The sequence below is a fragment of the Crenalkalicoccus roseus genome (assembly GCF_004761865.1).
Classification (GTDB): Bacteria; Pseudomonadota; Alphaproteobacteria; order Acetobacterales; family Acetobacteraceae; genus Crenalkalicoccus; species Crenalkalicoccus roseus.
The window spans coordinates 104,044-124,033 of record NZ_SJDM01000004.1; the positions used below are offsets into that span (position 1 = coordinate 104,044).

A 19,990-nucleotide genomic window follows, 5' to 3' on the forward strand; every position below is an offset into this window, starting at 1 on the left:
TCCCTACTGCGCGGCCGGCGCCGCGACCGCGCCGGCGGGCACCGCGCGCGGCGCCTCCTCGGCCACGCCCGCGGAGCGCACGGTCATCCAGATGTTGTAGGCCATGATCAGCGCCCCGCTCAGGTAGAGCACGCCGCCGAGCGTGCGGATCACGTAGTAGGGGTACATGGCGGAGACGGTCTCGACGAAGCTGTACTGCAGGAAGCCAAGCTCGTCGTAGGCGCGCCACATCAGCCCCTGCATGATGCCCGAGACCCACATCGCGGTGATGTAGAGCACGATGCCGAGCGTCGCGATCCAGAAGTGCCAGGAGATCAGCGCCTCGCTGTACATGCGCGGCTTCCGCCACAGCACCGGCACCAGGTAGTAGATGGCGCCGAAGGTGATGAAGCCGACCCAGCCCATGGCGCCGGAATGCACGTGGCCGATGGTCCAGTCGGTGTAGTGGGAGAGGGCGTTGACGGCCTTGATGGACATCACCGGCCCCTCGAAGGTGGACATGCCGTAGAAGCCCACCGCGGCCACCGAGAAGCGCAGCGCCGGATCGGTGCGCAGCTTGTCCCAGGCGCCCGAGAGCGTCATCAGCCCGTTGATCATGCCGCCCCAGGAGGGCATCCACAGCATGACCGAGAACACCATGCCGAGCGTCTGCGCCCAGTCCGGCAGCGCCGTGTAGTGTAGGTGGTGCGGGCCGGCCCAGATGTAGAGGAAGATCAGCGTCCAGAAGTGCACGATGGACAGGCGGTAGGAATAGACCGGCCGGTTCGCCTGCTTCGGGATGAAGTAGTACATGATCCCGAGGAAGCCCGCGGTCAGGAAGAAGCCCACCGCGTTGTGGCCGTACCACCACTGGATCATCGCGTCCTGCACGCCCGCCCAGACCACGTAGGACTTGGCCGAGCCCCACTCCACCGGCAGCGCGACGTTGTTGCCGATGTGCAGCATGGCGACGGTGATGATGAAGGCGAGGAAGAACCAGTTCGCCACGTAGATGTGCGGCTCCTCGCGCCGCAGGATGGTGCCGCCGAAGGCGATCAGGTAGGCGACCCACACCACGGTGAGCCAGAGGTCCACGAACCACTCCGGCTCGGCGTACTCCTTGCTCTGCGTGACGCCGAAGACATAGCCGAGGGCGGCGGCGACGATGAAGAACTGGTAGCCCCAGAACAGGAACCAGCCCATGTCCTCGCCGCCGAACAGCCGGGCGCGGCAGGTGCGCTGCACCACGTAGAGGCTGGTGCAGAGCAGCGCGTTGCCGCCGAAGGCGAAGATCACCGCCGAGGTGTGCACCGGCCGCAGCCGCCCGAAGGTGGTCCATTCCAGGCCGAGGTTCAGCGCCGGCCAGGCGAGCTGGGAGGCGATCAGCACCCCCATCAGGAAGCCGGCGATGCCCCAGAACACGGTGGCGATGGCGAAGGCCCGGATCGGGCCCTCCACATAGGGCGTCGCATGGGTCGTCGTGCCCGCCCCGATGCGGGGGGGCGCCAGGGCGGCGGCGGCGCCGTCTGCGGCCATGGATGGTTCTCCCAACAGAGGCGCGGTCCGGTGGAAGGCCCCGGGCGCGCCTCCTGCTCATGCGGCAGCCGCAGCATTGCGTCCTTGATCCGGATCAAGGGCGGAAGGGGCGACGGCGGCTAGGCTGCTCCGCGCCGCCCCGGCCAGACAGGAGGAACCGCCCGCATGAGCAGCGACCTGATGGGGGATGTGCCGGCCGCCCCTGCCGCGGCGGGGCGGATCCGGCATGTGACGACGGACCGGCCCTGGGTGTGGCTCACCGCCGGGTGGCGGGACCTGCAGGCCGCGCGCCCGGTGGCGCTGGCCTATGGCGGCGCGATCACCCTCGCGGGCTGGGCGCTGGCGCTGCTGTTCTTCGAGGCCGGGACCCCCTGGGCGATCCTGCCGGCGACGGCAGGCTTCTTCCTGGTGGCGCCGCTGCTCGCCGCGGGCCTCTACGAGACCAGCCGGCTGCGGCAGGAGGGGCGGGCGCCCACCCTCGGCGACGCGCTGGGCGCGTTCCGGCGCAATGCCGGCCAGCTCGCCTTCATGGGCGTGGTGCTGCTGCTGATCCACCTGGTCTGGGTGCGGGTGGCGGGGCTGCTCTTTGCGCTGTTCTTCGGCGTCAATTTCGTGCCCGGCCTCGCCGAGCTGCCGATGGCGATGCTCCGGTCGGAGCAATTCCTGCCCTTCCTGGTGGTCGGCACCGGCTTCGGCTTCCTGCTGGCGACAGCGGCGTTCATGGTCTCCGCCGTCTCGATCCCGATGATCCTCGACCGGCCCGAGGTCACCGCACCGGAGGCGGTGACGGTGAGCATCCAGGCGGTCCTGGAGAACTGGCGGGCCATGGCGCTCTGGGCCGGGCTGATCGTGCTGTTCACCGGCCTGGCGCTGATCCCCTTCTTCCTCGGGCTGGTGGTGGTGATGCCGTTGATCGGGCACGCCACCTGGCACGCCTACCGCGATCTCGTGGCGCGGTGACGCAGGGCGGGCGGCGAGGGAGCGGCCGGCTCTCGGACGCTACGGCGTGATCCGCCTTGGCGGATCGCGCTTCCGCCCTTCTTCGGGCGGCCGGCGCACCGCTCCGGCGCTCCCGCCTCCGCAGATCAGGCGCTAGAGAAGCAGGAGATCCGCCGCGAAGGGCGGCGGGGGAGGGGGCGGGTCGTCCAGGCCCGGCCCGGCCCGCCCCGTCGCCGCCTCGCGCCCCGGCGGCAGGGCCACCCACAGGGGCCTCTCGGCCGGCGCGGCGGAGAGGGCGACATCGATGGCGATCTGCGCCCGGCTGGTGCCCGAGCCCAGCCGCCCGAGCTGCAGGGCAAGTTCCGCCCCCTCCGGCGCGCGCCCCAGCGCCCCCTGGTAGAGGCCGGCGACGAAGGCCGCCTCCTCCGCCGGCAGCGCCGCCACCGCGCCCGCCGCGAGGTCGGCCAGCGTCTCGCCCCGCTGCAGCGCCAGCACCGCCTCGCCCAGCGCCGCGCCGCCGGCCTCGGTGCCGTGCAGGGCGCGATGCAGCGCCGCGGCCTGGGCCGCCGCACCCCGCGGGTCGAGATCGAGGAAGCCGTCGGCGAATTCCACCCGCCGGACCGTGCCGGGGATCAGCGCCTCGTTCCCGTCGCGCAGCGCCACCTGGCGGTCCCCACCCGCCGCCGGGCGCAGCGCGGCGAGCGCGTGGGCTTCCTGCACCACCACCGCCCGCGCCCCATCGGCGAGGGCGATGGGGCCAAGCATCTCGCCCGGCTCCATGGCCGGCGGCCGGAAGGGCGGGCCGCCCGGCTCGGTGACGCTGACCTCCAGCACGAAGCCGGCGCTGTTGCGCCCGTCCGACACCTCGACCAGCAGCGGCAGGGTGCCGATCTCGTCGAGGCCGAGGCTGATGCCCTCGCGCAGCTTCAGCGTGTTCCCCACCACCTCGAACCGCCATTCCTCCTCGGGGGTGAAGCGGATGTGGAACGGGCCGGCCGAATCCGGATCGGTGATCGAGAGGGTGCCGATCACGGCGCCGATCGCCCCGGCGGCGACGCTGCCGCCGCTGGCGAAGCCCCGCAGGGCGGGTGGGGTATCGTCCACGTCCAGCAGCGCGACGCGGAAGACGGCCGGGTCCTGCCAGACCGTGCCGTCGTCCAGGCGAACATGCAGGGAGAAGGCGATTTCCGGCTCCAGCCCGGCGGCGATGAAGGCCTCGTAATCGGCGACCGCGCCGGGGCTGAGAAACAGCAGCGCCTGTTCCTTGTCCCAGTGCAGCGCGACGTAGGAGGCCCCCGGCCCGACCGCCTCGATCGCGGCGACCCGGTCGGTCTGCCCGGTCACGCTCAGCGTGGCGGCCCAGTCGCCGGGGCGGCTGCCCTCCGTCATGGAGGCGGGGAGGATGCCGGTGAACTGGACGAAGCTCATCTTTCGACCCATGGTCCATATATTGATACGGACCATGGGGGGTGGCGATTTCGGATCGGTGAACGGGATGCGTCTCCGCCTTAGAGGATCCGCGCCCGGATTTCACGGAGGCGCGACAGGACTTGCCGAAGCCTGAACGGCGCCGGCCGCGCCACAGTCACCTCGGTCCGTGGATGCCGCCGCCGGTATCCCCTTCAGTCTGCGCGCGGCCGCCACGCCGGGCCCCGTCGCGGCCGGCCGCCATGGGATCCCGGCAACCCTGGGCGCGGGGACCGCCGGCCGTGTCAGGCGACCAGCCGTGCGGCCAGAGCCAGCAGCGCCACGCCGTTCAGCCCGAACAGAACCGCCCCGGCCATCTCCATGCTCCGCCCGTGGCGGCGCCCGAACAGGCGCCCGAGCAGCGCCACCCCGGTCAGGGCCGGCACCGTGCCGGCGACGAAGGCCGCCATGGCCAGGGCCCCGCCGAGCGCGCTGCCGGTCGCCGCCGCGGCGGCCAGCGCCCCGTAGAGCAGGCCGCAGGGCAGGGCGGAGAGCAGCAGGCCGAGCAGCACCGCCCGCCCGCCCACCGGCGCGGCGAGCAGGCCGCCAAGCCGGCGCCGCAGCACCTCCGGCATCGGCGGGGAGGGCAGGGGCAGGCGGGGCAGCGAGGGAGCGAGGCGCTGCGCCGCCTGGGCGAGCATGGGGAGGGCCGCCAGCGCCAGCAGTCCCGCCAGCAGCGGCTTCAGCCCGCTGCCCAGCACCAGCAGCCCCGCCGCGCCGCCGGCCAGGGCGCCGAGCGCCGCGTAGCCGAGCGCCCGGCCGAGATGGTAGGGGAGCAGCGCCGCGCCGCCCAGCCGGCGCAGCATCCCCCCCTCCGCCATCCGGCCGGCCCGCGCCGCCGACTGCGCCAGCACGAAGGGTGCGCACATGCCCGCGCAATGCGTTGCCCCGCCCGCGAGGCCGGCCAGGAACAGCGCCCCCATCACCGAGGCGAGGCCCCCTGGGCCGAGGGCAGCCAGGCCGTGCAGGCAATCGGCCAGCATGGCGGACGCCTAGGGCCGCCCCGCCCCGTGCCGGCGCGGCGGAACCGCCCCGGCCTCCCTTCCCGGACGGGCAGGGAGAAGGCGCCTCCGCCATGGCCCCGGCACAGCCCCGCCCGGCGCCCGATCCGCGGAGGCGGACCCGCCGGAGCGGCGCCTCCTGCCGGCTGCCGCATGCGCCGGCCCACATGGCCATGGGGTGGCCGCCACTCCGGGCCCCCCCATGGCCGGCCGCGGCGGGATGGCGGCCACCCCGCGCGCGGAGGCGTCCGGCGATACCGCCGGCCGTATCGGTGGCTCAGGGAAGGGCGGACGCGCGAGTCTCAAGGCGGATCCTGCCCTATCCCCCCCGCCGCGCCCGCGCCTTGCGCCGCGTCAAGCCGTGGCGGACTCCGCGAACCGTGCCGTCGCCCCTACTATCCAGTCATGTCATCCCTCCCGCCCCCCCTGGCCCTGACCATGGGCGAGCCCGCCGGGATCGGCGCCGAGATCGCCGCCGGCGCCTGGCGCGCCCTGCGCGCGGAGGGACCGGCCTTCTTCCTGATCGGCGATGCGGAGCGCGTCCCCGGCGTGCCGGCGCGGCGCATCGCGGCGCCGGAGGAAGCGGCCGCGGCCTTCGCGGAGGCGCTACCGGTGCTGCACCGCCCTCTGCCCCGCCCGTCCGTGCCGGGAAGGCCCGACCCCGCCAACGCCCCGGCGGTGATCGCCGCGATCGAGGAGGCGGTGGCGCTCGCCCGCGCCGGCCGGGCCGCCGGCGTCGTCACCAACCCGATCCAGAAGGGCGCGCTCTACGCCGCCGGCTTCGCCCATCCCGGCCATACCGAGTTCCTGGCCGACCTCGCCGGCACCGGCGTCCCGCCGGTGATGCTGCTCGCCTGCCCGGGGCTGCGGACGGTGCCGGTGACGGTGCACGAGCCACTGGCCCGCGCCATCGCCCGCCTGACCCCTGGGATGATCGTGCAGGCGGCGCGCACCACCCATGCGGCGCTGATCCGCGATTTCGGCATCGCCGCGCCGCGCCTCGCGGTGGCGGGGCTGAACCCGCATGCGGGAGAGGAGGGGGCGCTCGGCACCGAGGAGCGCGACATCGTCGCCCCGGCCGTCGCGGCGCTGCGCGCCGAGGGCATCGCCGCGCGCGGCCCGCTGCCGCCGGACACCATGTTCACCGCGCTGGCGCGGCCGGGCTACGACGCCGCCATCTGCCTCTACCACGACCAGGCGCTGATCCCGGTCAAGACGCTGGACATGGCGGGCGGGGTGAACGTGACGCTCGGGCTTTCCATCGTCCGCACCAGCCCGGATCATGGGACGGCGCTCGACATCGCCGGCACCGGGCGGGCCGATCCCTCCTCGCTGGTCGCCGCGCTGCGCCTGGCCGCCGAGATCGCGAGGAACCGCGCCCGATGCCCCTGACGCCGCTCCGCCTCTCCGTGAACGTGGACCACGTGGCCACCCTGCGCAACGCGCGCGGCGGCGCCTTCCCCTGCCCGGTGGAGGCGGCGCGGGTGGCGATGGAGGCGGGCGCCGACGGCGTGACCGTGCATCTGCGCGAGGACCGCCGCCACATCCGGGACCGCGACGTGGAGCGCATCGCCGCCGAGGTGGAGACGCGTCTCAACCTGGAGATGGCGGCGACGGAGGAGATGGTGGCGATCGCCTGCCGCCTGCGCCCGCCCGCCTGCTGCCTGGTGCCGGAGCGGCGCCAGGAACTGACCACCGAGGGCGGGCTCGACGTCCTCGGCGCCGGCCCGGCGCTCGGCGAGGCGGTGCGGCGCCTGGCCGGGGCGGGGATCGAGGTTTCCCTCTTCGTCGAGCCCGATCCGGCGCAGATCGAGGCCGCGGCGCGGCTCGGCGCCCAGGCCGTGGAACTGCACACCGGCCCCTATGCGGAGGCTCCCGAGGCGGCGCGCGGCCCGCACCTCGCGCGGCTGAGGCAGGGCGCGGCGGCGGCGCGGGCGGCGGGCCTCGCCTGCCATGCCGGCCATGGCCTCGCCTATGACAGCATCGGTCCCGTTGCCGCCATGCCGGAGGTGGAGGAGGTGAGCATCGGCCACTTCCTCGTCGGCCAGGCCCTGTTCGAGGGGCTGCCCGCCGCGGTGCGCCGCATGAAGGGCCTGATCGCCGCGGCGCGCGGCGGCTGAACGGCTGCGGCTCAGCCGCCGCGCGGCCGCTCCTCCTGCCAGTAGCGGTCTATCTCCTGGCGCCGCCGCTCGAAGGCCTGGGCGTCGGCGAGGGCGTCGGGGTCCAGGCGGGGCGCGCCCTCCAGCCGCTCCGGCGCGACATCGAGCACGAAGACGTCCATCGCCGGCGCCACGCGCAGCCTCTCCCATGGCACCGCCACGTGATCCTGCCCGAGGCCGAGGAAGCCGCCGCGGGCCAGGATGACATGGGTGATCTGCCCCGAGACCGGGTGCACCACCACGTCCTCGATGCTGCCGAGACGCTCGTCGCGCGGGCTGCGCACGTCGGCGCCGGTGATGGCATCGGCGCGGAAGCTGCGCGGCGCCTCGGTCACCGGCCGCGCCAGCGCCACCTGCTGCTGGCGATAGGAGAGCACCTCGCCCGGCTGCACCCCGGCCTGGCGGAGCTGCTGCACATACTCGGCATAGATGTCGCGCAGCTCGGTCAGCACGGCGTGGCAGAGATGGCCCTCACCGCGCTGGGCGAGCACCGCGGCAGCGCGGAACAGCGCGCTCAGCTCCTGCCCCGGCGCCATGCGCCAGCGAAGGCCGCGCCAGGGATCGGCCGCCTCCGTGCCCGGTGCCGGGGCGACGCCCGGGGCGCGCAGGGCCGGCTCCACCGGGCGGGCGCCATAGACGCCCCAGCCGTAGTGGCGGCGATAGCCGGCGAGCCAGTAGCCATCCTGCTCCATCTGCCGCCCGAAGGCGGCCAGCTCCTGCAGGCATTGCTGCCCGCCCTGGGCCTGGATGCGCGCGGCGGCCGGGGGCGCGCCCTGCTGCGCCGCCGCGGCGCCGGGGCCGAGCAGCGCCGCCGCCAGGGCGGCGCCCGCAAGACCGCGTAGCCTCATCGCCTTCCTCCCTACTGCCGGCGGCGCGTCTCCCGCCGGCCTCCGCGACGGGAACGGGCCGGGCCGCGGGTGGTTCGGCGGGCATGGCGGCGGGCGGCGAAACGTGGTTCACCCCTCCCATCCCGGCCGTGGAGGGAGGAGATGGGTCAGCAAGGGCAGGGGCCGCGCGTCGCGCTGCTCGGCTTCTCGATCGAGTGCAACCGCTTCGCCCCGCCGGCGGGGCGCGACGACTTCGCCTGCCGCTGCTGGTTGGAGGGCGAGGCGATCCTCGCCGATGCCCGCAGCCCGACGCCGCGCGCGCTCGGCGAGATGCCGGGCTTCGTCGCCGATATGGACGCCGCCGGGCCGTGGCGGCCGCTGCCGGTCCTGCTTGCCATGGCCGAGCCGAACGGGCCGGTGGAGCAGCCGCTGTTCGCAACGATGATGGCCACCTGGCGCCGCGGGCTGGAGGCGCTGCGCGGAGAGGTGGACGGCGCCTACTGCGTGCTGCACGGCGCCGGCCTCACCACCGAACTCGACGACCCGGAGGGCGCGCTGCAGGCGCTGGTGCGGGAGGTGCTGGGGCCCGGGGTGCCGCTGGTGTGCAGCTACGACCTGCACGCCAACGTCTCCGACGCCATGGTGCGGCATTGCGACGCCTTCGTGGGCTACCGCACCAACCCGCATCTCGACATGCGCGAGCGCGGGGCGGAGAGCGCGCGGCTCCTGCGCCGGCTGATGTCCGGCACGCGCACGCATCTCGCCTTCCGCCGCCTGCCCATCGTGGCGCCGACCGTCTCCCTGCTGACGGCGCGGGGACCCTATGCGGAGGTGATCGACCTCGGCCAGGAGCTGAAGGCGCAGGACCCGCGCATCCTCAACGTCTCGGTGATGGGCGGCTTCGCCTATGGCGACACGCCCTTCAACGGCCTGGCGGTGATCGTCACCGCCACCGAGCGCGACGCCGCCGAGGCGCTGGCCGACACCCTCGCCGACGCGGCCTGGGAGCGGCGCCACCGCTTCGTCGCGCACCTCACCCCGCTGGAGGAGGCGGTGCGGCGCGCGAAGGAGAGCCCCGTGCCGCTGGTCTTCGCCGATGTCGCCGACAATCCGGGCGGGGGCGGGCGGGGCAACACCATGTTCCTCCTGGAAGCCTTCCACACCGCCGGGGTGCGGGACTGCCTGGTCGGCGTGATCCACGACCCCCTGCTGGCCGGGGAAGCGCACCGGCTCGGGCACGGCGCCCGCTTCATCGCGCGCTTCAACCGCCCGCAGGGCACGCTCACCGCCGAGGATCCGTTCAGCCGCCCCTTCGCGGCGGAGGCGGAGGTGGCGGCGCTCTCCGACGGGCAGGTGACGGGGCGGCGCGGCATCTATGCCGGCACGGCGATGCGCCTCGGCCCCACCGCCGCGCTCAGGATCGGCGGCATCACCGTGGTGGTGATCTCCAACCGCACGCAATGCGCGGACCCCGCCTTCTTCGAGCATCTCGGCCTCGACATCGGCGCGGCGCGGGCGGTGGTGGTGAAGTCGCGCGGGCATTTCCGCGGCGGCTTCGACGAGTTCTTCGGCCACGACCAGGTGGTGGAGGTGGACTGCCCCGGCCTCACCTCTCCCATCCTGTCGCGCTTCGCCTGGACCAGGCTGCCGCGCCCGGTCCTGCCGCTCGATCCCGAGACGCGCTGGGACGGTGGCCGCGGGGAGGCGGCGCCGGTAGGCTCCGCCGCATGACGCTGGACGACCTGCCCACCCCCTGCCTGGTGCTCGACCTCGGCATCCTGAAGCGCAACCTCGCCGCCATGCGCGCCGCCCTGGCGCGGCATCCGGGTCTGGTCCTGCGCCCGCACCTGAAGACGGCCAAATGCCGGGAGGTGGCCGCCCTCGCCGCGCCGGACTACGGGCCGATCACCGTCAGCACGCTGGCCGAGGCGCGCCACTTCGCCGAGGGCGGCTGGCGCGACCAGATCTACGCCGTCGGCATCACGCCGCAGAAGCTCGACGCCGTGGCGGCTCTGAACGCGCAGGGCGCGGAGGTGAAGGTCATCACCGACGACCTTGACGCCGCCCGCGCCATCGCCGCCCATCCCGGCCCGCTGCGCGCGCTGGTAGAGGTGGACATCGGCGAGGGCCGCGGCGGCGTGCCGCCGGGGGACGAGGCGCTGCCCGCCATCGCCCGCGCGCTCGGCCCGCGCCTCGCCGGCGTGCTCAGCCATTCCGGCCACAGCTACAACGGCCGCAGCGTGCAGGAGATGGAAGCGGTCGCGGAGCAGGAGCGCGCCGGCATCACCGCCGCCGCGGCGCGGCTGCGCGAGGCGGGACTGGAGCCGGGCATCGTCTCCCTCGGCTCCTCGCCGACCGCGCTGCACGCCCGCGACATGCGCGGGGTGACGGAGGTGCGCGCCGGCGTCTACATGTTCGGCGACCTGTTCCAGGCGCAGCTCGGCACGCATGGCATGGCGGACATCGCGGTGACGGTGCTGGCATCGGTCATCGGCCGCAAGCCGGAGCGCAACGCGGTGCTGCTGGATGCCGGGGCGCTGGCGCTGTCCAAGGACCGCAGCACCCAGGCAGCGCCCAAGGACTACGGCTTCGGCCTGGTGCTGGACCGCGAGGGAAGGCCCGCCTTCGGCGAGGCGATCGTTCTGCGCACCCACCAGGAGCATGGCGAGGCGCGTGGCGACGGCCCGCTTCCCTTCGCCCGCCTGCCCGTCGGCGCCCGAGTGCGGATCGCGCCCAACCACACCTGCCTGACCGCGGCGGCGCATGAGCGCTACTACGTGGTGGATGGCGGGACGGAGGTGATCGCGGTGTGGGAGCGGGTGAACTTCTGGTAGCCGCCGGATAGCCGGCTCACCGCTCCGGCAATCCCGCCTCCGCGGATCAGGCGCCAGAGCGGATCCCGCAGGCGAGGCCGCCCGGCCGGGATCCGCCCTACGGCACCGGCAGCAGCACCACCGTCACGCTCCGTTCCTCGGGCTGGGCGCCGCGGGCGAAGGCGGCGCGGCGGGCCTCGGCGCGGATGCGGTCACGCTCCACCCCGCGCTTCGCCAGCGCCTCGGCCACCGCGCCGGCGCGGCGGGCGGCGAGCTGCAGGCCGGTCTGCGCCCCGCCCTCCTGCGGGCCGGCATGGCCGAGCACGCAGATCAGCCGCTCCGGCTCGCGCTTCGCGAGGTCCGCCGCGGCGTCGAGCCCGGCGCGCGCCGCCTCGCCCGGCGCGTCGGCGCCGCGCGGGAAGGGAATGGCGAAGACGTCGTCCTCGAGCCGTTCGGCGCCCACGCAGCTGAAGGGGCGCGGCTGGGCGCCGGCGGCGGTGGGCAGCAGCAGGGCGCCGAGCAGGACCGCAGCGGGGATCATGCGGCGGCCAGCAGCCCGGCCTCGCGCAGCCGGGTGAGCAGCGCGGCGGCGTCCACGCCGGGATGGGCGGCGCGCAGTTCAGGCTCGGCGACGTCCGGGCGGGCGAGCACCCAGCTCGCCGCCTCGGCCTCCTGCGGCGCGAGCGGCAGCGCGCCCTGCGCTGTCTTCAGCACCCACTCGGCGCCGCGGCGCACCGGTTTGGCGCCCCGCGCCAGCACGCGGAAGGCGGGCGCCTCCTCCGCGGCCGGCGCCGCCGCGGCGGGGGCGAGGCCGCGCGCGGCCAGGAGATCGTAGCCGCCGCGCCGGAAGCGGTACTCGGCGACGAAGCGCTCCAGCACCTCCATCACCTTCGGATCGCGGGCGAGCTCCGCCAGGCGCTGGCCGAGCTGCGCGGCGCGGGAGGTGAGGGCGAATTTCGCCGCCGCGCCCCCGTCCTGGCGCGGCAGCGGCTTGCGGAACTCCGGGTCGTACAGCACGCGCTCGACCAGGATGTTCAGGAAGTCCATCCCGAGCGGGGCGTGCACGCCATAGGCGATGTGCACGGAGGAGGGCGCCTCGGCCAGCGCGTCGTGATACCAGCCGCGCGGCAGGTAGAGCAGGTCTCCGGGCTTCAGCAGCACCTTCGCGTGCAGCCCGCGCTTGGCCTGCTCGTGATGCGCCTGGGGGAGGTTGCGGAACACCGGATGGGCGATCGGCCACTCCGCGCGGCCTTCCCAGATGTTCCAGGTCTTCTCGCCCTCGACCTGCACCGCCCAGACGTCGTGGGTGTCGAAATGCGCGGGGAAGGCCTTGTGGCTCTGCCAGGAGATGTAGACGTTGGCCTGCGCCTTGCCGAGCCCCGCCCCCTCCAGCGCCGCGGAGACGGCGGCGAGGCCGGGGGTGAGGCTGTCCACGTCGTTCATCACCACCGAGGCGCCGCGCCGGACCCAGTCCTGCACCTTCGCCGCCACCGGCTGCCAGACCTGGTCGTTGTCGCGGCTAGTGGCGCGGACGCAGTACTGCTCGGGCGGCACCGGCGTGCCATCCAGCACCAGCTGCAGCGAGTGGGCGGACCAGATGTGGCTCATGTCGAGCAGGCGGTTGATCTGGCGCCAGGACAGGACGGAGGCGAATTTCGCCGGATCGCCCCGCAGGTGCAGGGGCTGGCGGTCGTGGTACTCGGCGAAGAACTGCTCGGGCGGCATCGGCGCGAGCAGCTCGGCGAGGGTCATGCTCATGCGGCGCATCCTAGCCTGTGGCCGCCGCGGGCGAAATCGGCGGCCGGTGCGGAACGGGAGGGGTCTGCGCGGGGGAGACAATCAACTTTAAGTTGAATTTCCCGGCCTGTTCATGGAAGGTGGCGGCATGGCCGCGCTCCGCCACCGCCCTCCCTCCTGCCACCCACCGGACGCCCGGGGATGAGTGGCAAGGGCCTGCCACCCCCCGCGCCGGATCTGGACCTCGGCGCGGCGATCTTCGCGGAGGTGACGCTCGCCTTCGACGTCTTCTACCGGCCCGGGGCGGCGGGCCGGGTCGGGCTGACGGGGCGGCGCTTCCTGCGCTGCAACCTGGCGGGGCCGGCGCTGGTCGCGCTCGGGACGGGCAGCCGCTTCGCCGACTGCATCTTCTCCGCCTGCAGCTTCACCCTGGCCGCGGACCCCGCCACGGTGCCGGGGGCGATCCTGCTCGAGGACTGCCTGTTCGACGACTGCATCCTGACGCGCTGGTCGGTGTTCCTGCCGCCCGCGCTCGCCGCGGCGCTGCTGCGCGACATGCCCGAGGCGCGCGTCTTCGGCCTCCCCTTCGGCGGGGGCTGACCCGCATTCCCGGCGGTTGACGGCGGCATGGCCGCCGCGATGATGGTGGCCGGCAGTTCGAGGGAAGCCAGGGGATGGCCGGCAGGCTCGAGGGCAGGCGCTGCTTCGTGACGGCGGCCGGGCAGGGCATCGGCCGCGCCGCCGCGCTCGCCATGGCGGCCGAGGGCGCGCGCGTGCTCGCCACCGACCGCGACGCGGCGAAGCTCGAGGGCCTCGCCGCGCGGGGCATCGAGACGCGGCCGCTCGACGTGCTGGACGACGCAGCGGTGGAGACGGCGTTCGCGGCGGCCGGGCCGCTGGACGCGCTGTTCAATTGCGCCGGCGTCGTGCACCAGAACACGGCGCTGACCTGCACGGAGGCGGAGTGGGACCTCGCCTTCGCGCTCAATGTGCGCGCCATGTGGCGGTGCATCCGCGCCGCGCTGCCGGGGATGCTGGCGCGCGGCGGGGGCAGCATCGTCAACATGGCCTCCGCCTGCTCCAGCGTGAAGGGCGTGCCGAACCGCTTCGTCTACGGCACCACCAAGGCGGCGGTGATCGGGCTGACGAAGTCCGTCGCCGCCGAGCATGTGACGCAGGGCATCCGCTGCAACGCCATTTGCCCCGGCACGGTGGACACGCCTTCGCTGCGGGAGCGCATCGCCGCCAACGCCGCCGCCGCAGGTGGGGAAGAGGCGGCGCGCGCCGCCTTCGTCGCCCGCCAGGCGATGGGCCGGCTGGGGACGCCGGAGGAGATCGCGGCGCTGGTCGTCTATCTTGCCTCGGCGGAGAGCGCCTTCCTCACCGGCCAGGCGATCGTCATAGACGGAGGCTGGACGCTCTAGGGCATTCTCCGCCCGCCCCGACTCCCGGCGAATGCCCCGGCCCTTGATGCGCGAGCATTCCCGCCCGTTCCGGCGGGTCCACCCGAACGGGGGCTGCCCCCGGCGCCCGATGCGCAAGGGCGGACCCGCCGGGGCGGTGACACCGGTCGCTCGACAGGGGCGGGCGCATGATCCACGAGAGTGGACCATTCTGCAGCGTCCGCGCCGACGCGGACCCCCTTTTCAGGAGGACACCACATGAAGCTGCTGCGCTACGGCCCGCCGGGCCAGGAACGCCCCGGGATGCTCGATGCCTCGGGCACCATCCGCGACCTTTCCGGGGTGATCCCCGACCTGGCGGGAGAGGCGCTGTCGCCCGCGGGCCTCGCGCGGATCGCCGCGCTCGATCCGGCGAGCCTGCCGGCGGTGAGCGGCACGCCGCGCCTCGGGCCGCCGGTGACGGGGATGAAGAACCTGGTCTGCATCGGCCTCAACTACGCCGACCACGCGGCGGAGACCGGCGCGCCGGTGCCGAAGGAGCCGATCGTGTTCCTGAAGTCGCTCGGCGCGCTGAGCGGGCCGAACGACGACATCGTGATCCCCCGCAACTCGGTGAAGACCGATTGGGAGGTGGAGCTCGCGGTCATCATCGGCACCAGGGCGAAGTACGTCACCGAGGAGCAGGCGCTGGACCACGTGGCCGGCTACGCCGTGGGCAACGACGTCTCGGAGCGCGAGTGGCAGTCCGAGCGCGGCATGACCTGGGACAAGGGCAAGGGCTTCGACACCTTCGGGCCGCTCGGCCCCTGGCTGGTGACGAAGGACGAGGTGCCGGACCCGCAGAACCTCGCCATGTTCTGCGAGGTGGACGGGGTGCGGATGCAGGACGGCTCGACCCGCACCATGATCTTCGGCGTGAAGACGCTGATCAGCTATGTCAGCCAGTGCATCACGCTCCATCCCGGCGACGTGATCTTCACCGGCACCCCGCCCGGCGTGGGCCTCGGCAAGAAGCCGACGCCGGTGTTCCTGAAGCCGGGCCAGACCCTGCGCCTCGGCATCGAGGGCCTGGGCGAGCAGGTGCAACGCACGGTGGCCTACGAGGGGTAGCGGCCCGGCTCCGGACGGGGCCGCCGCCTCTGGAAGGGGCCCCGCATCGCGTCCAGGATGCGCGGCATGCGCTGCGTCCTGGTCGTGCTGGACGGGCTCCGGCCCGACCTCGTCACCCCGCGGCTGATGCCGCACCTGGCGCGCCTCGCCGGCCGGGGGACGCGCTTCGCTGCGGCCCGCAGCGTCTTCCCGAGCGAGACGCGGGTCGCCACGGCCTCACTGGTCACCGGCTGCCGTCCGGACGGCCATGGCCTCGTCGCAAACACGCTGTTCGACGCCGCCCTGACGCCGGAGCGGCTGCTCCGCACCGACCGCCCCGCCGACCTCCGCCTGCTGGCCGGCGGCGCGCCCTCGCCGCTGCGGCGGCCCGGCCTCGGGGAGGTGCTGGCCGCGGCCGGGCGGAGCCTGGCCGTCGTCTCCACCGGCACGCCCGGCCAGACGCTGCTCGCCCATCCGCAGGCGGAGGCGCTCGGGGCCTTCCGGTGGAACGCCGAGGACACAGAGACCGAGGCGGCGCGCCTGATCGCCGCGCGGCTCGGCCCCACCCCGCCCGCCGCGGTGCCCAACCTCGCCCGCATCGCCCATGCGGCGCGGGCGCTCACCGAGGTGGTGCTGCCCGGCCTCGCTCCCGACATCACCCTGCTCTGGTGCTCGGAGCCCGACCTCAGCTTCCACTACCGGGGATTGCTGGCGCCCGAGGCGCGGGCGGCGCTCGCCGCCGCCGATGCCGCGCTCGGCCGTGTGCTCGCCTGGCGGGAGGCGCAGCCGGACGCGGCGGAGATCGTCGTGATGGCGCTTTCCGATCACGGTCACGTCACCGGCCATCGCAGGCTGGACGTGGCGGCGGAGCTGCGGCGCGGCGGCTTCGCGGCCGGGCAGGGGATGGCGGGGGAGGTGGAGGTGGTGGTCGCGCCCGCCGCCGCGCCGGGCCTGTGGCTGCGCGACGCCGCGCTGGCGCCGCGCCTCGCCGCCTTCCTGGCGGCGCAGCCCTGGGCCGGCCCGCTGCTGGCGCGCGACGCGGCGCTGCTGCCGGAGGCGCTGCCGCTCGCGCTGCTGGAGGCGGCGCATCCGCGCAGCCCGGACCTGGTCCTGCTGCTGGCCGGGGAGGAGGGGCCGGACGCCTGGGGCCTGCCGGGGCGGGCGCCCTTCGACGCCCCCAGTGTTCCCGAGGGCGGCGGGATGCATGGCGGCCTGCACCGGCGGGAGCTGGCGACGGTGCTGGTCGCCGAGGGCGGCCCCTTCCGCCCCGCCGCCACCGTGCGGGCCGCCTGCGACCTCGCCGACATCGCCCCGACCCTGCTGCACCTGCTCGGCCTGGCGGCAGGGGAGATGCGGGGACGGGTCCTGCGCGAGGGGTGGGAGGCGGCGGCCGATGCCCCGCCCGAGGCGGAGAGGATCGTCCTGCCCCGCGGCTTCGTGCTGGAGGCCGCGCGGCAGGCAGGCCGGCTCTACCCCACCGGGCTGCGGCGGGGCTGACGCCGCCCGCCCATCAGCACCGCGGCGGCGGCGATCTGCAGGAGGCCCGCCAGCGCCGGCGGTGCGGCCGGCCCGAAGGCATCGAGCGCCGCGCCGAACAGTGCCGGTCCGAAGGCGTAGAAGCCCTGGTTCACCGCCGTGACCATCGCCACCACGCGCGCGACCTCTCCAGGCGGCCATTCGCTCTGCGCGATCAGCGGCGGCAGCGACAGCAGGTTGCCGATGCCGAGGCCGAACAGCACCGCGCCGAGCAGCAGCAGCGCCACGCCCTCTCCCGCCGCCAGCGCCAGCAGGGCCGAGCCCGCCGCCTGCAGCAGGAAGTTCAGCATGCCGGCCACCCGCCGGTCCGCGCCCGGCGGCAGCAGCGCCCCGGTCGCGGTGCGGCCGATGATGGCGCAGACGGTGGCGAGGGAGAGGGCGAAGCCGGCGCCCCGCGTCCCGAGCGCCGGCGCCAGGATGGAGAACAGCGTCGTCAGCAGCCCCATCTGCGCCGTGAGCCCGATAGCGAAGGCGAGGGAAAGGCTGCGGAACCGCCCCTGCCGCCACAGCGGCCCCGCCGCCGGCGGGGCCGGGCGCGGCGGCGGCGGGCCCTCGGCCCCGTCGGGAAACAGGCCCTTCTCCTGCGGCGTCGGCCGCAGCCAGATCCCGGCCAGCGGCCACAGCGCCAGGAGCGCCGCCGCCGCCACCACCGCCCCGGCGCCGCCGAAGCCGAGGGCCGCGATCAGCGCCGCCCAGAGCGGGACGAACAGCACGCCGCCGACGCTCGCGCCGTTGTAGGCGAGGGAGAGCGCCGCCGGCCGGCGCCGGTCGAACCAGGGCGAGACCATGGCATTGATCGCCGCGCCGCCATGCACCGACCAGCCGATGGCGGTGAGCAGCGCCGCCGGCGCCAGGTGCCAGGGCTGCGAGGCCAGGGCCCAGCCCAGCACCCCCGCCGCCGAGGCCAGCGCGCCGCCCCGGGTCACCGCGACGAGGCCGAAGCGCCGGTGCAGCGCCGGCAGCGCGGTGACCAGCAGGGCGCTGGCCAGGAAGTGCAGCGTGATCGCGGCGGAGATGAGGGAGACCGGCCATCCCTCGCGCGCATGCAGCGCGTGCAGGTAGATGCCGGGCCCGTAGAAGCCGATGCCCCAGGCGAAGACGGCCAGCACGAAGGCGGCGGCGACCACCTGCCAGCCGAAGAACATGCCATCGCGCCGCATCGCCCTTCGCTCCCGGCTGTCGCGTCCGGCAGCCTAGCGCGGCGCGGCGGGGCGCGCTCCGTCCGGAGGCGAAAGGTGGCTCGGTTGCGGGGGCGGGATGCCTATGCTAGAGCCCGCGCGCCGTCGGCGGGGCGCCCGCGCGTCCCCGACCGTGCCTGCGTTCATCGCGCCACCAGGAACAGGACCGGGACTGCCCGTGGCCTCCGCCGAGACCATCACCTCTGCCTCGCCCCATCCGCCGAACCCGACCGGCCTCGCCGAGCGCTACGCGCTGGCGCTGCTCGCCCTCGCCGACGAGAAGCGGCAGGCCGATCCGGGCGCCACGGACCGCATCGCCGCCGATCTCGACCGCCTCTTCGCGCTCTGGCGCGACGACGCCGATTTCCGCGCCTTCGTCGCCGATCCGCGGCTCGACGCGGCGGCGCAGCGCAAGGGCGCCTTCGCCGTGCTCGAGAAGGTCGGCGTGGGCACGGAGGTGCGCAACCTGGTCGGGGTGCTGATCAACAACCGCCGCCTCTCCCAGCTTCCGCGCGTGGCGCAGGCCTTCGGCGCGCTGCTCGCGGAGCGCCGCGGCCAGCAGACCGCGACGGTGATCACTGCGCATCCGCTGAGCGACACGCAGCGCGCGCAGATCGTCGCGCGCCTGACCGAGGCGGGCCATTCCAACGTCCGGCTCGTCGAGCAGGTGGACCCGTCCATCCTGGGCGGGCTGATCGTCAGGATCGGCTCGCGCCTCTACGACAATTCGATCAAGTCCAAGCTGCAGCGCCTGCAGTACGCCATGAAGGGGGCCGCCTGAAATGGACATCCGTCCCGCCGAGATCTCGGAGATCCTGAAGCAGCAGATCGCCGGCTTCGACACCGAGGCGAACGTGGCCGAGGTGGGCACGGTACTGACCGTCGGCGACGGGATCGCACGCGTCTACGGCCTGCAGAACGTCATGGCCGGCGAGATGGTGGAGTTCCCCGGCGCCGGCCTGCGCGGCATGGCGCTGAACCTCGAGGTGGACAATGTCGGCGTCGTCATCTTCGGCGACGACAAGGCGATCCGCGAGGGCGACACGGTGCAGCGCACCGGCGCCATCGTGGACGTGCCGGTGGGCAAGGGGCTGCTCGGCCGCGTGGTGGACGGCCTCGGCAACCCGATCGACGGCAAGGGACCGATCCAGTACGAGACCCGCCGCCGCGTCGAGGTGAAGGCGCCCGGCATCATCCCGCGCAAGTCGGTGCACGAGCCGATGCAGACGGGCATCAAGGCGATCGACGCCCTGATCCCGATCGGGCGCGGCCAGCGCGAGCTGATCATCGGCGACCGCCAGACCGGCAAGACCGCGGTGATCATCGACACGATCATCAACCAGAAGGAGGTCAACGCCTCCGGCGACGAGAAGCGCAAGCTCTACTGCATCTACGTCGCGGTCGGGCAGAAGCGCTCCACCGTCGCGCAGCTCGTCAAGACGCTGGAGGAGAACGGCGCGATGGAGTACTCCATCGTCGTCGCCGCCACCGCCTCCGATCCGGCGCCGATGCAGTTCCTCGCCCCCTACACCGGCTGCACCATGGGCGAGTTCTTCCGCGACAACGGCATGCACGCGGTGATCTTCTACGACGACCTGTCGAAGCAGGCCGTCGCCTACCGCCAGATGTCGCTGCTGCTGCGCCGTCCGCCGGGGCGCGAAGCCTATCCGGGCGACGTGTTCTACCTGCACTCCCGCCTGCTCGAGCGTGCGGCGAAGATGAACGACGATTTCGGCGCCGGCTCGCTGACCGCCCTGCCGGTGATCGAGACGCAGGCGGGCGACGTCTCGGCCTACATCCCGACCAACGTCATCTCCATCACCGACGGCCAGATCTTCCTCGAGACGGAGCTGTTCTACCGCGGCATCCGCCCGGCGGTGAACGTGGGCATCTCGGTCTCCCGCGTCGGCTCCGCGGCGCAGATCAAGGCGATGAAGCAGGTGGCGGGGCGCATCAAGCTCGAGCTCGCCCAGTATCGCGAGATGGCCGCCTTCGCGCAGTTCGCCTCCGACCTCGACGCCTCGACCCAGGCGCTGCTCGCGCGCGGCGCCCGTCTGACCGAGCTCCTGAAGCAGCCGCAGTTCAAGCCCATGCCGGTCGAGGAGCAGGTGGTGGTGATCTTCGCCGGCACCCGCGGCTACCTCGACAGGATCGCGGTGAACCAGGTCGGAGAGTTCGAGCGCCGGATGCTTTCCGAGATGAAGGCGGCCAGGCCGGAGATCCTGGAGGCGATCCGCACCGACCGCGAGATCAAGAAGGAGACCGAGGACAAGCTGGTCGCCTTCCTCGACAGCTTCGCCAAGGCCTTCGCGGCCTGAGCGGGCGG

General features: G+C 74.2%; 18 protein-coding genes. 11 read left to right on the plus strand and 7 right to left on the minus strand.

The features are described from left to right. Window positions 1-3 precede the first annotated feature (3 nt). Complete coding sequence (ccoN, locus tag ET526_RS05605; protein WP_135466695.1) at window positions 4-1,515, minus strand: cytochrome-c oxidase, cbb3-type subunit I; 1,512 nt, start codon at window positions 1,513-1,515, stop codon at window positions 4-6. Between the two features lie 165 nt (window positions 1,516-1,680). Here ccoN and ET526_RS05610 point away from each other — a divergent pair, with 165 nt between their 5' ends. Further along, window positions 1,681-2,475: a DUF2189 domain-containing protein gene (locus tag ET526_RS05610; RefSeq protein ID WP_240048272.1), complete on the plus strand. Its 795-nt coding sequence runs from the start codon at window positions 1,681-1,683 to the stop codon at window positions 2,473-2,475. 132 nt (window positions 2,476-2,607) lie between these two features. On the opposite strand, the gene ET526_RS05615 is transcribed toward ET526_RS05610, so the two are convergent. Both ET526_RS05615 and ET526_RS05620 read right to left on the minus strand, forming a co-directional pair. Continuing rightward, window positions 2,608-3,882, minus strand: a complete 1,275-nt coding sequence (locus ET526_RS05615; protein ID WP_135466696.1) for a DUF4214 domain-containing protein — start codon at window positions 3,880-3,882, stop codon at window positions 2,608-2,610. Between the two features lie 284 nt (window positions 3,883-4,166). Beyond that, entirely contained in the window at window positions 4,167-4,904 is a 738-nt protein-coding gene (locus ET526_RS05620; RefSeq protein WP_135466697.1) for an urease accessory protein UreH domain-containing protein, read from the minus strand. Between the two features lie 423 nt (window positions 4,905-5,327). Here ET526_RS05620 and pdxA point away from each other — a divergent pair, with 423 nt between their 5' ends. Together pdxA and ET526_RS05630 are read left to right on the plus strand one after the other, a co-directional pair. Next, window positions 5,328-6,314 carry a 4-hydroxythreonine-4-phosphate dehydrogenase PdxA gene (gene pdxA / locus ET526_RS05625; protein ID WP_135466698.1) on the plus strand — a complete coding sequence of 329 codons (987 nt, stop codon included), beginning with the start codon at window positions 5,328-5,330 and terminating at the stop codon, window positions 6,312-6,314. After that, window positions 6,305-7,042, plus strand: coding sequence for a pyridoxine 5'-phosphate synthase (locus tag ET526_RS05630; RefSeq protein WP_135466699.1), 738 nt, complete (start codon window positions 6,305-6,307; stop codon window positions 7,040-7,042). The genes pdxA and ET526_RS05630 overlap by 10 nt, the downstream gene beginning before the upstream one ends. Before the next feature lie 11 nt (window positions 7,043-7,053). Here the strand turns inward: ET526_RS05630 and ET526_RS05635 are convergent, their stop codons facing one another. Next, a complete protein-coding gene (locus ET526_RS05635; RefSeq protein WP_135466700.1) occupies window positions 7,054-7,929 on the minus strand; it encodes a PRC-barrel domain-containing protein in 876 nt (291 codons plus the stop codon). 141 nt (window positions 7,930-8,070) lie between these two features. Here ET526_RS05635 and ET526_RS05640 point away from each other — a divergent pair, with 141 nt between their 5' ends. Next, complete coding sequence (locus ET526_RS05640) at window positions 8,071-9,639, plus strand: M81 family metallopeptidase (protein WP_135466701.1); 1,569 nt, start codon at window positions 8,071-8,073, stop codon at window positions 9,637-9,639. Next, window positions 9,636-10,742 (plus strand): alanine racemase, encoded by a 1,107-nt coding sequence (locus tag ET526_RS05645; protein ID WP_135466702.1) that lies wholly within the window; start codon window positions 9,636-9,638, stop codon window positions 10,740-10,742. The genes ET526_RS05640 and ET526_RS05645 overlap by 4 nt, the downstream gene beginning before the upstream one ends. A gap of 97 nt (window positions 10,743-10,839) precedes the next feature. Here the strand turns inward: ET526_RS05645 and ET526_RS05650 are convergent, their stop codons facing one another. Together ET526_RS05650 and ET526_RS05655 are read right to left on the minus strand one after the other, a co-directional pair. Then, window positions 10,840-11,262, minus strand: a complete 423-nt coding sequence (locus ET526_RS05650) for an OmpA family protein (RefSeq protein ID WP_135466703.1) — start codon at window positions 11,260-11,262, stop codon at window positions 10,840-10,842. Then, the gene (locus ET526_RS05655; RefSeq protein ID WP_135466704.1) at window positions 11,259-12,479 is read right to left on the minus strand and encodes a cupin domain-containing protein; all 1,221 of its coding nucleotides are present in this window, start codon (window positions 12,477-12,479) and stop codon (window positions 11,259-11,261) included. The genes ET526_RS05650 and ET526_RS05655 overlap by 4 nt, the downstream gene beginning before the upstream one ends. 180 nt (window positions 12,480-12,659) lie before the next feature. Here ET526_RS05655 and ET526_RS05660 point away from each other — a divergent pair, with 180 nt between their 5' ends. The 4 genes from ET526_RS05660 to ET526_RS05675 all read left to right on the plus strand — a co-directional run bounded on the left by ET526_RS05660 (window position 12,660) and on the right by ET526_RS05675 (window position 16,447). After that, on the plus strand, window positions 12,660-13,058 hold the full coding sequence (locus tag ET526_RS05660; RefSeq protein ID WP_135466705.1) for a hypothetical protein: 399 nt from the start codon (window positions 12,660-12,662) through the stop codon (window positions 13,056-13,058). A gap of 74 nt (window positions 13,059-13,132) precedes the next feature. Continuing rightward, complete coding sequence (locus ET526_RS05665) at window positions 13,133-13,882, plus strand: SDR family oxidoreductase (RefSeq protein ID WP_135466706.1); 750 nt, start codon at window positions 13,133-13,135, stop codon at window positions 13,880-13,882. 237 nt (window positions 13,883-14,119) lie between these two features. Further along, the gene (locus tag ET526_RS05670) at window positions 14,120-14,971 is read left to right on the plus strand and encodes a fumarylacetoacetate hydrolase family protein (RefSeq protein ID WP_135466707.1); all 852 of its coding nucleotides are present in this window, start codon (window positions 14,120-14,122) and stop codon (window positions 14,969-14,971) included. 66 nt (window positions 14,972-15,037) lie between these two features. Next, entirely contained in the window at window positions 15,038-16,447 is a 1,410-nt protein-coding gene (locus tag ET526_RS05675) for an alkaline phosphatase family protein (protein ID WP_158295500.1), read from the plus strand. Here ET526_RS05675 and ET526_RS05680 read toward each other — a convergent pair. Further along, the gene (locus ET526_RS05680) at window positions 16,420-17,646 is read right to left on the minus strand and encodes an MFS transporter (protein ID WP_135466709.1); all 1,227 of its coding nucleotides are present in this window, start codon (window positions 17,644-17,646) and stop codon (window positions 16,420-16,422) included. The two genes, ET526_RS05675 and ET526_RS05680, sit on opposite strands and share 28 nt — an antisense overlap. Window positions 17,647-17,842: 196 nt before the next feature. Between ET526_RS05680 and ET526_RS05685 the strand changes: the two genes are divergently transcribed. Beyond that, on the plus strand, window positions 17,843-18,445 hold the full coding sequence (locus tag ET526_RS05685; protein ID WP_240048273.1) for a F0F1 ATP synthase subunit delta: 603 nt from the start codon (window positions 17,843-17,845) through the stop codon (window positions 18,443-18,445). Between the two features lies 1 nt (window position 18,446). Further along, the gene (atpA, locus tag ET526_RS05690) at window positions 18,447-19,982 is read left to right on the plus strand and encodes a F0F1 ATP synthase subunit alpha (RefSeq protein ID WP_135466711.1); all 1,536 of its coding nucleotides are present in this window, start codon (window positions 18,447-18,449) and stop codon (window positions 19,980-19,982) included. Window positions 19,983-19,990: the final 8 nt, after the last annotated feature.

What these genes read in the sequence shown, in the direction of transcription:
- ET526_RS05650 (WP_135466703.1), bottom strand. Translation starts at nt 11,262, where the DNA reads ATGATCCCCGCTGCGGTCCTGCTCGGCGCCCTGCTGCTGCCCACCGCC.
- ET526_RS05610 (WP_240048272.1), top strand. Translation starts at nt 1,681, where the DNA reads ATGAGCAGCGACCTGATGGGGGATGTGCCGGCCGCCCCTGCCGCGGCG.
- ET526_RS05675 (WP_158295500.1), top strand. Translation starts at nt 15,038, where the DNA reads ATGCGCTGCGTCCTGGTCGTGCTGGACGGGCTCCGGCCCGACCTCGTC.
- pdxA (WP_135466698.1), top strand. Translation starts at nt 5,328, where the DNA reads ATGTCATCCCTCCCGCCCCCCCTGGCCCTGACCATGGGCGAGCCCGCC.
- ET526_RS05660 (WP_135466705.1), top strand. Translation starts at nt 12,660, where the DNA reads ATGAGTGGCAAGGGCCTGCCACCCCCCGCGCCGGATCTGGACCTCGGC.
- ET526_RS05635 (WP_135466700.1), bottom strand. Translation starts at nt 7,929, where the DNA reads ATGAGGCTACGCGGTCTTGCGGGCGCCGCCCTGGCGGCGGCGCTGCTC.
- ET526_RS05680 (WP_135466709.1), bottom strand. Translation starts at nt 17,646, where the DNA reads ATGCGGCGCGATGGCATGTTCTTCGGCTGGCAGGTGGTCGCCGCCGCC.
- ET526_RS05640 (WP_135466701.1), top strand. Translation starts at nt 8,071, where the DNA reads ATGGGTCAGCAAGGGCAGGGGCCGCGCGTCGCGCTGCTCGGCTTCTCG.
- ccoN (WP_135466695.1), bottom strand. Translation starts at nt 1,515, where the DNA reads ATGGCCGCAGACGGCGCCGCCGCCGCCCTGGCGCCCCCCCGCATCGGG.
- ET526_RS05620 (WP_135466697.1), bottom strand. Translation starts at nt 4,904, where the DNA reads ATGCTGGCCGATTGCCTGCACGGCCTGGCTGCCCTCGGCCCAGGGGGC.
- ET526_RS05670 (WP_135466707.1), top strand. Translation starts at nt 14,120, where the DNA reads ATGAAGCTGCTGCGCTACGGCCCGCCGGGCCAGGAACGCCCCGGGATG.
- ET526_RS05645 (WP_135466702.1), top strand. Translation starts at nt 9,636, where the DNA reads ATGACGCTGGACGACCTGCCCACCCCCTGCCTGGTGCTCGACCTCGGC.
- atpA (WP_135466711.1), top strand. Translation starts at nt 18,447, where the DNA reads ATGGACATCCGTCCCGCCGAGATCTCGGAGATCCTGAAGCAGCAGATC.
- ET526_RS05615 (WP_135466696.1), bottom strand. Translation starts at nt 3,882, where the DNA reads ATGAGCTTCGTCCAGTTCACCGGCATCCTCCCCGCCTCCATGACGGAG.
- ET526_RS05655 (WP_135466704.1), bottom strand. Translation starts at nt 12,479, where the DNA reads ATGAGCATGACCCTCGCCGAGCTGCTCGCGCCGATGCCGCCCGAGCAG.
- ET526_RS05630 (WP_135466699.1), top strand. Translation starts at nt 6,305, where the DNA reads ATGCCCCTGACGCCGCTCCGCCTCTCCGTGAACGTGGACCACGTGGCC.
- ET526_RS05665 (WP_135466706.1), top strand. Translation starts at nt 13,133, where the DNA reads ATGGCCGGCAGGCTCGAGGGCAGGCGCTGCTTCGTGACGGCGGCCGGG.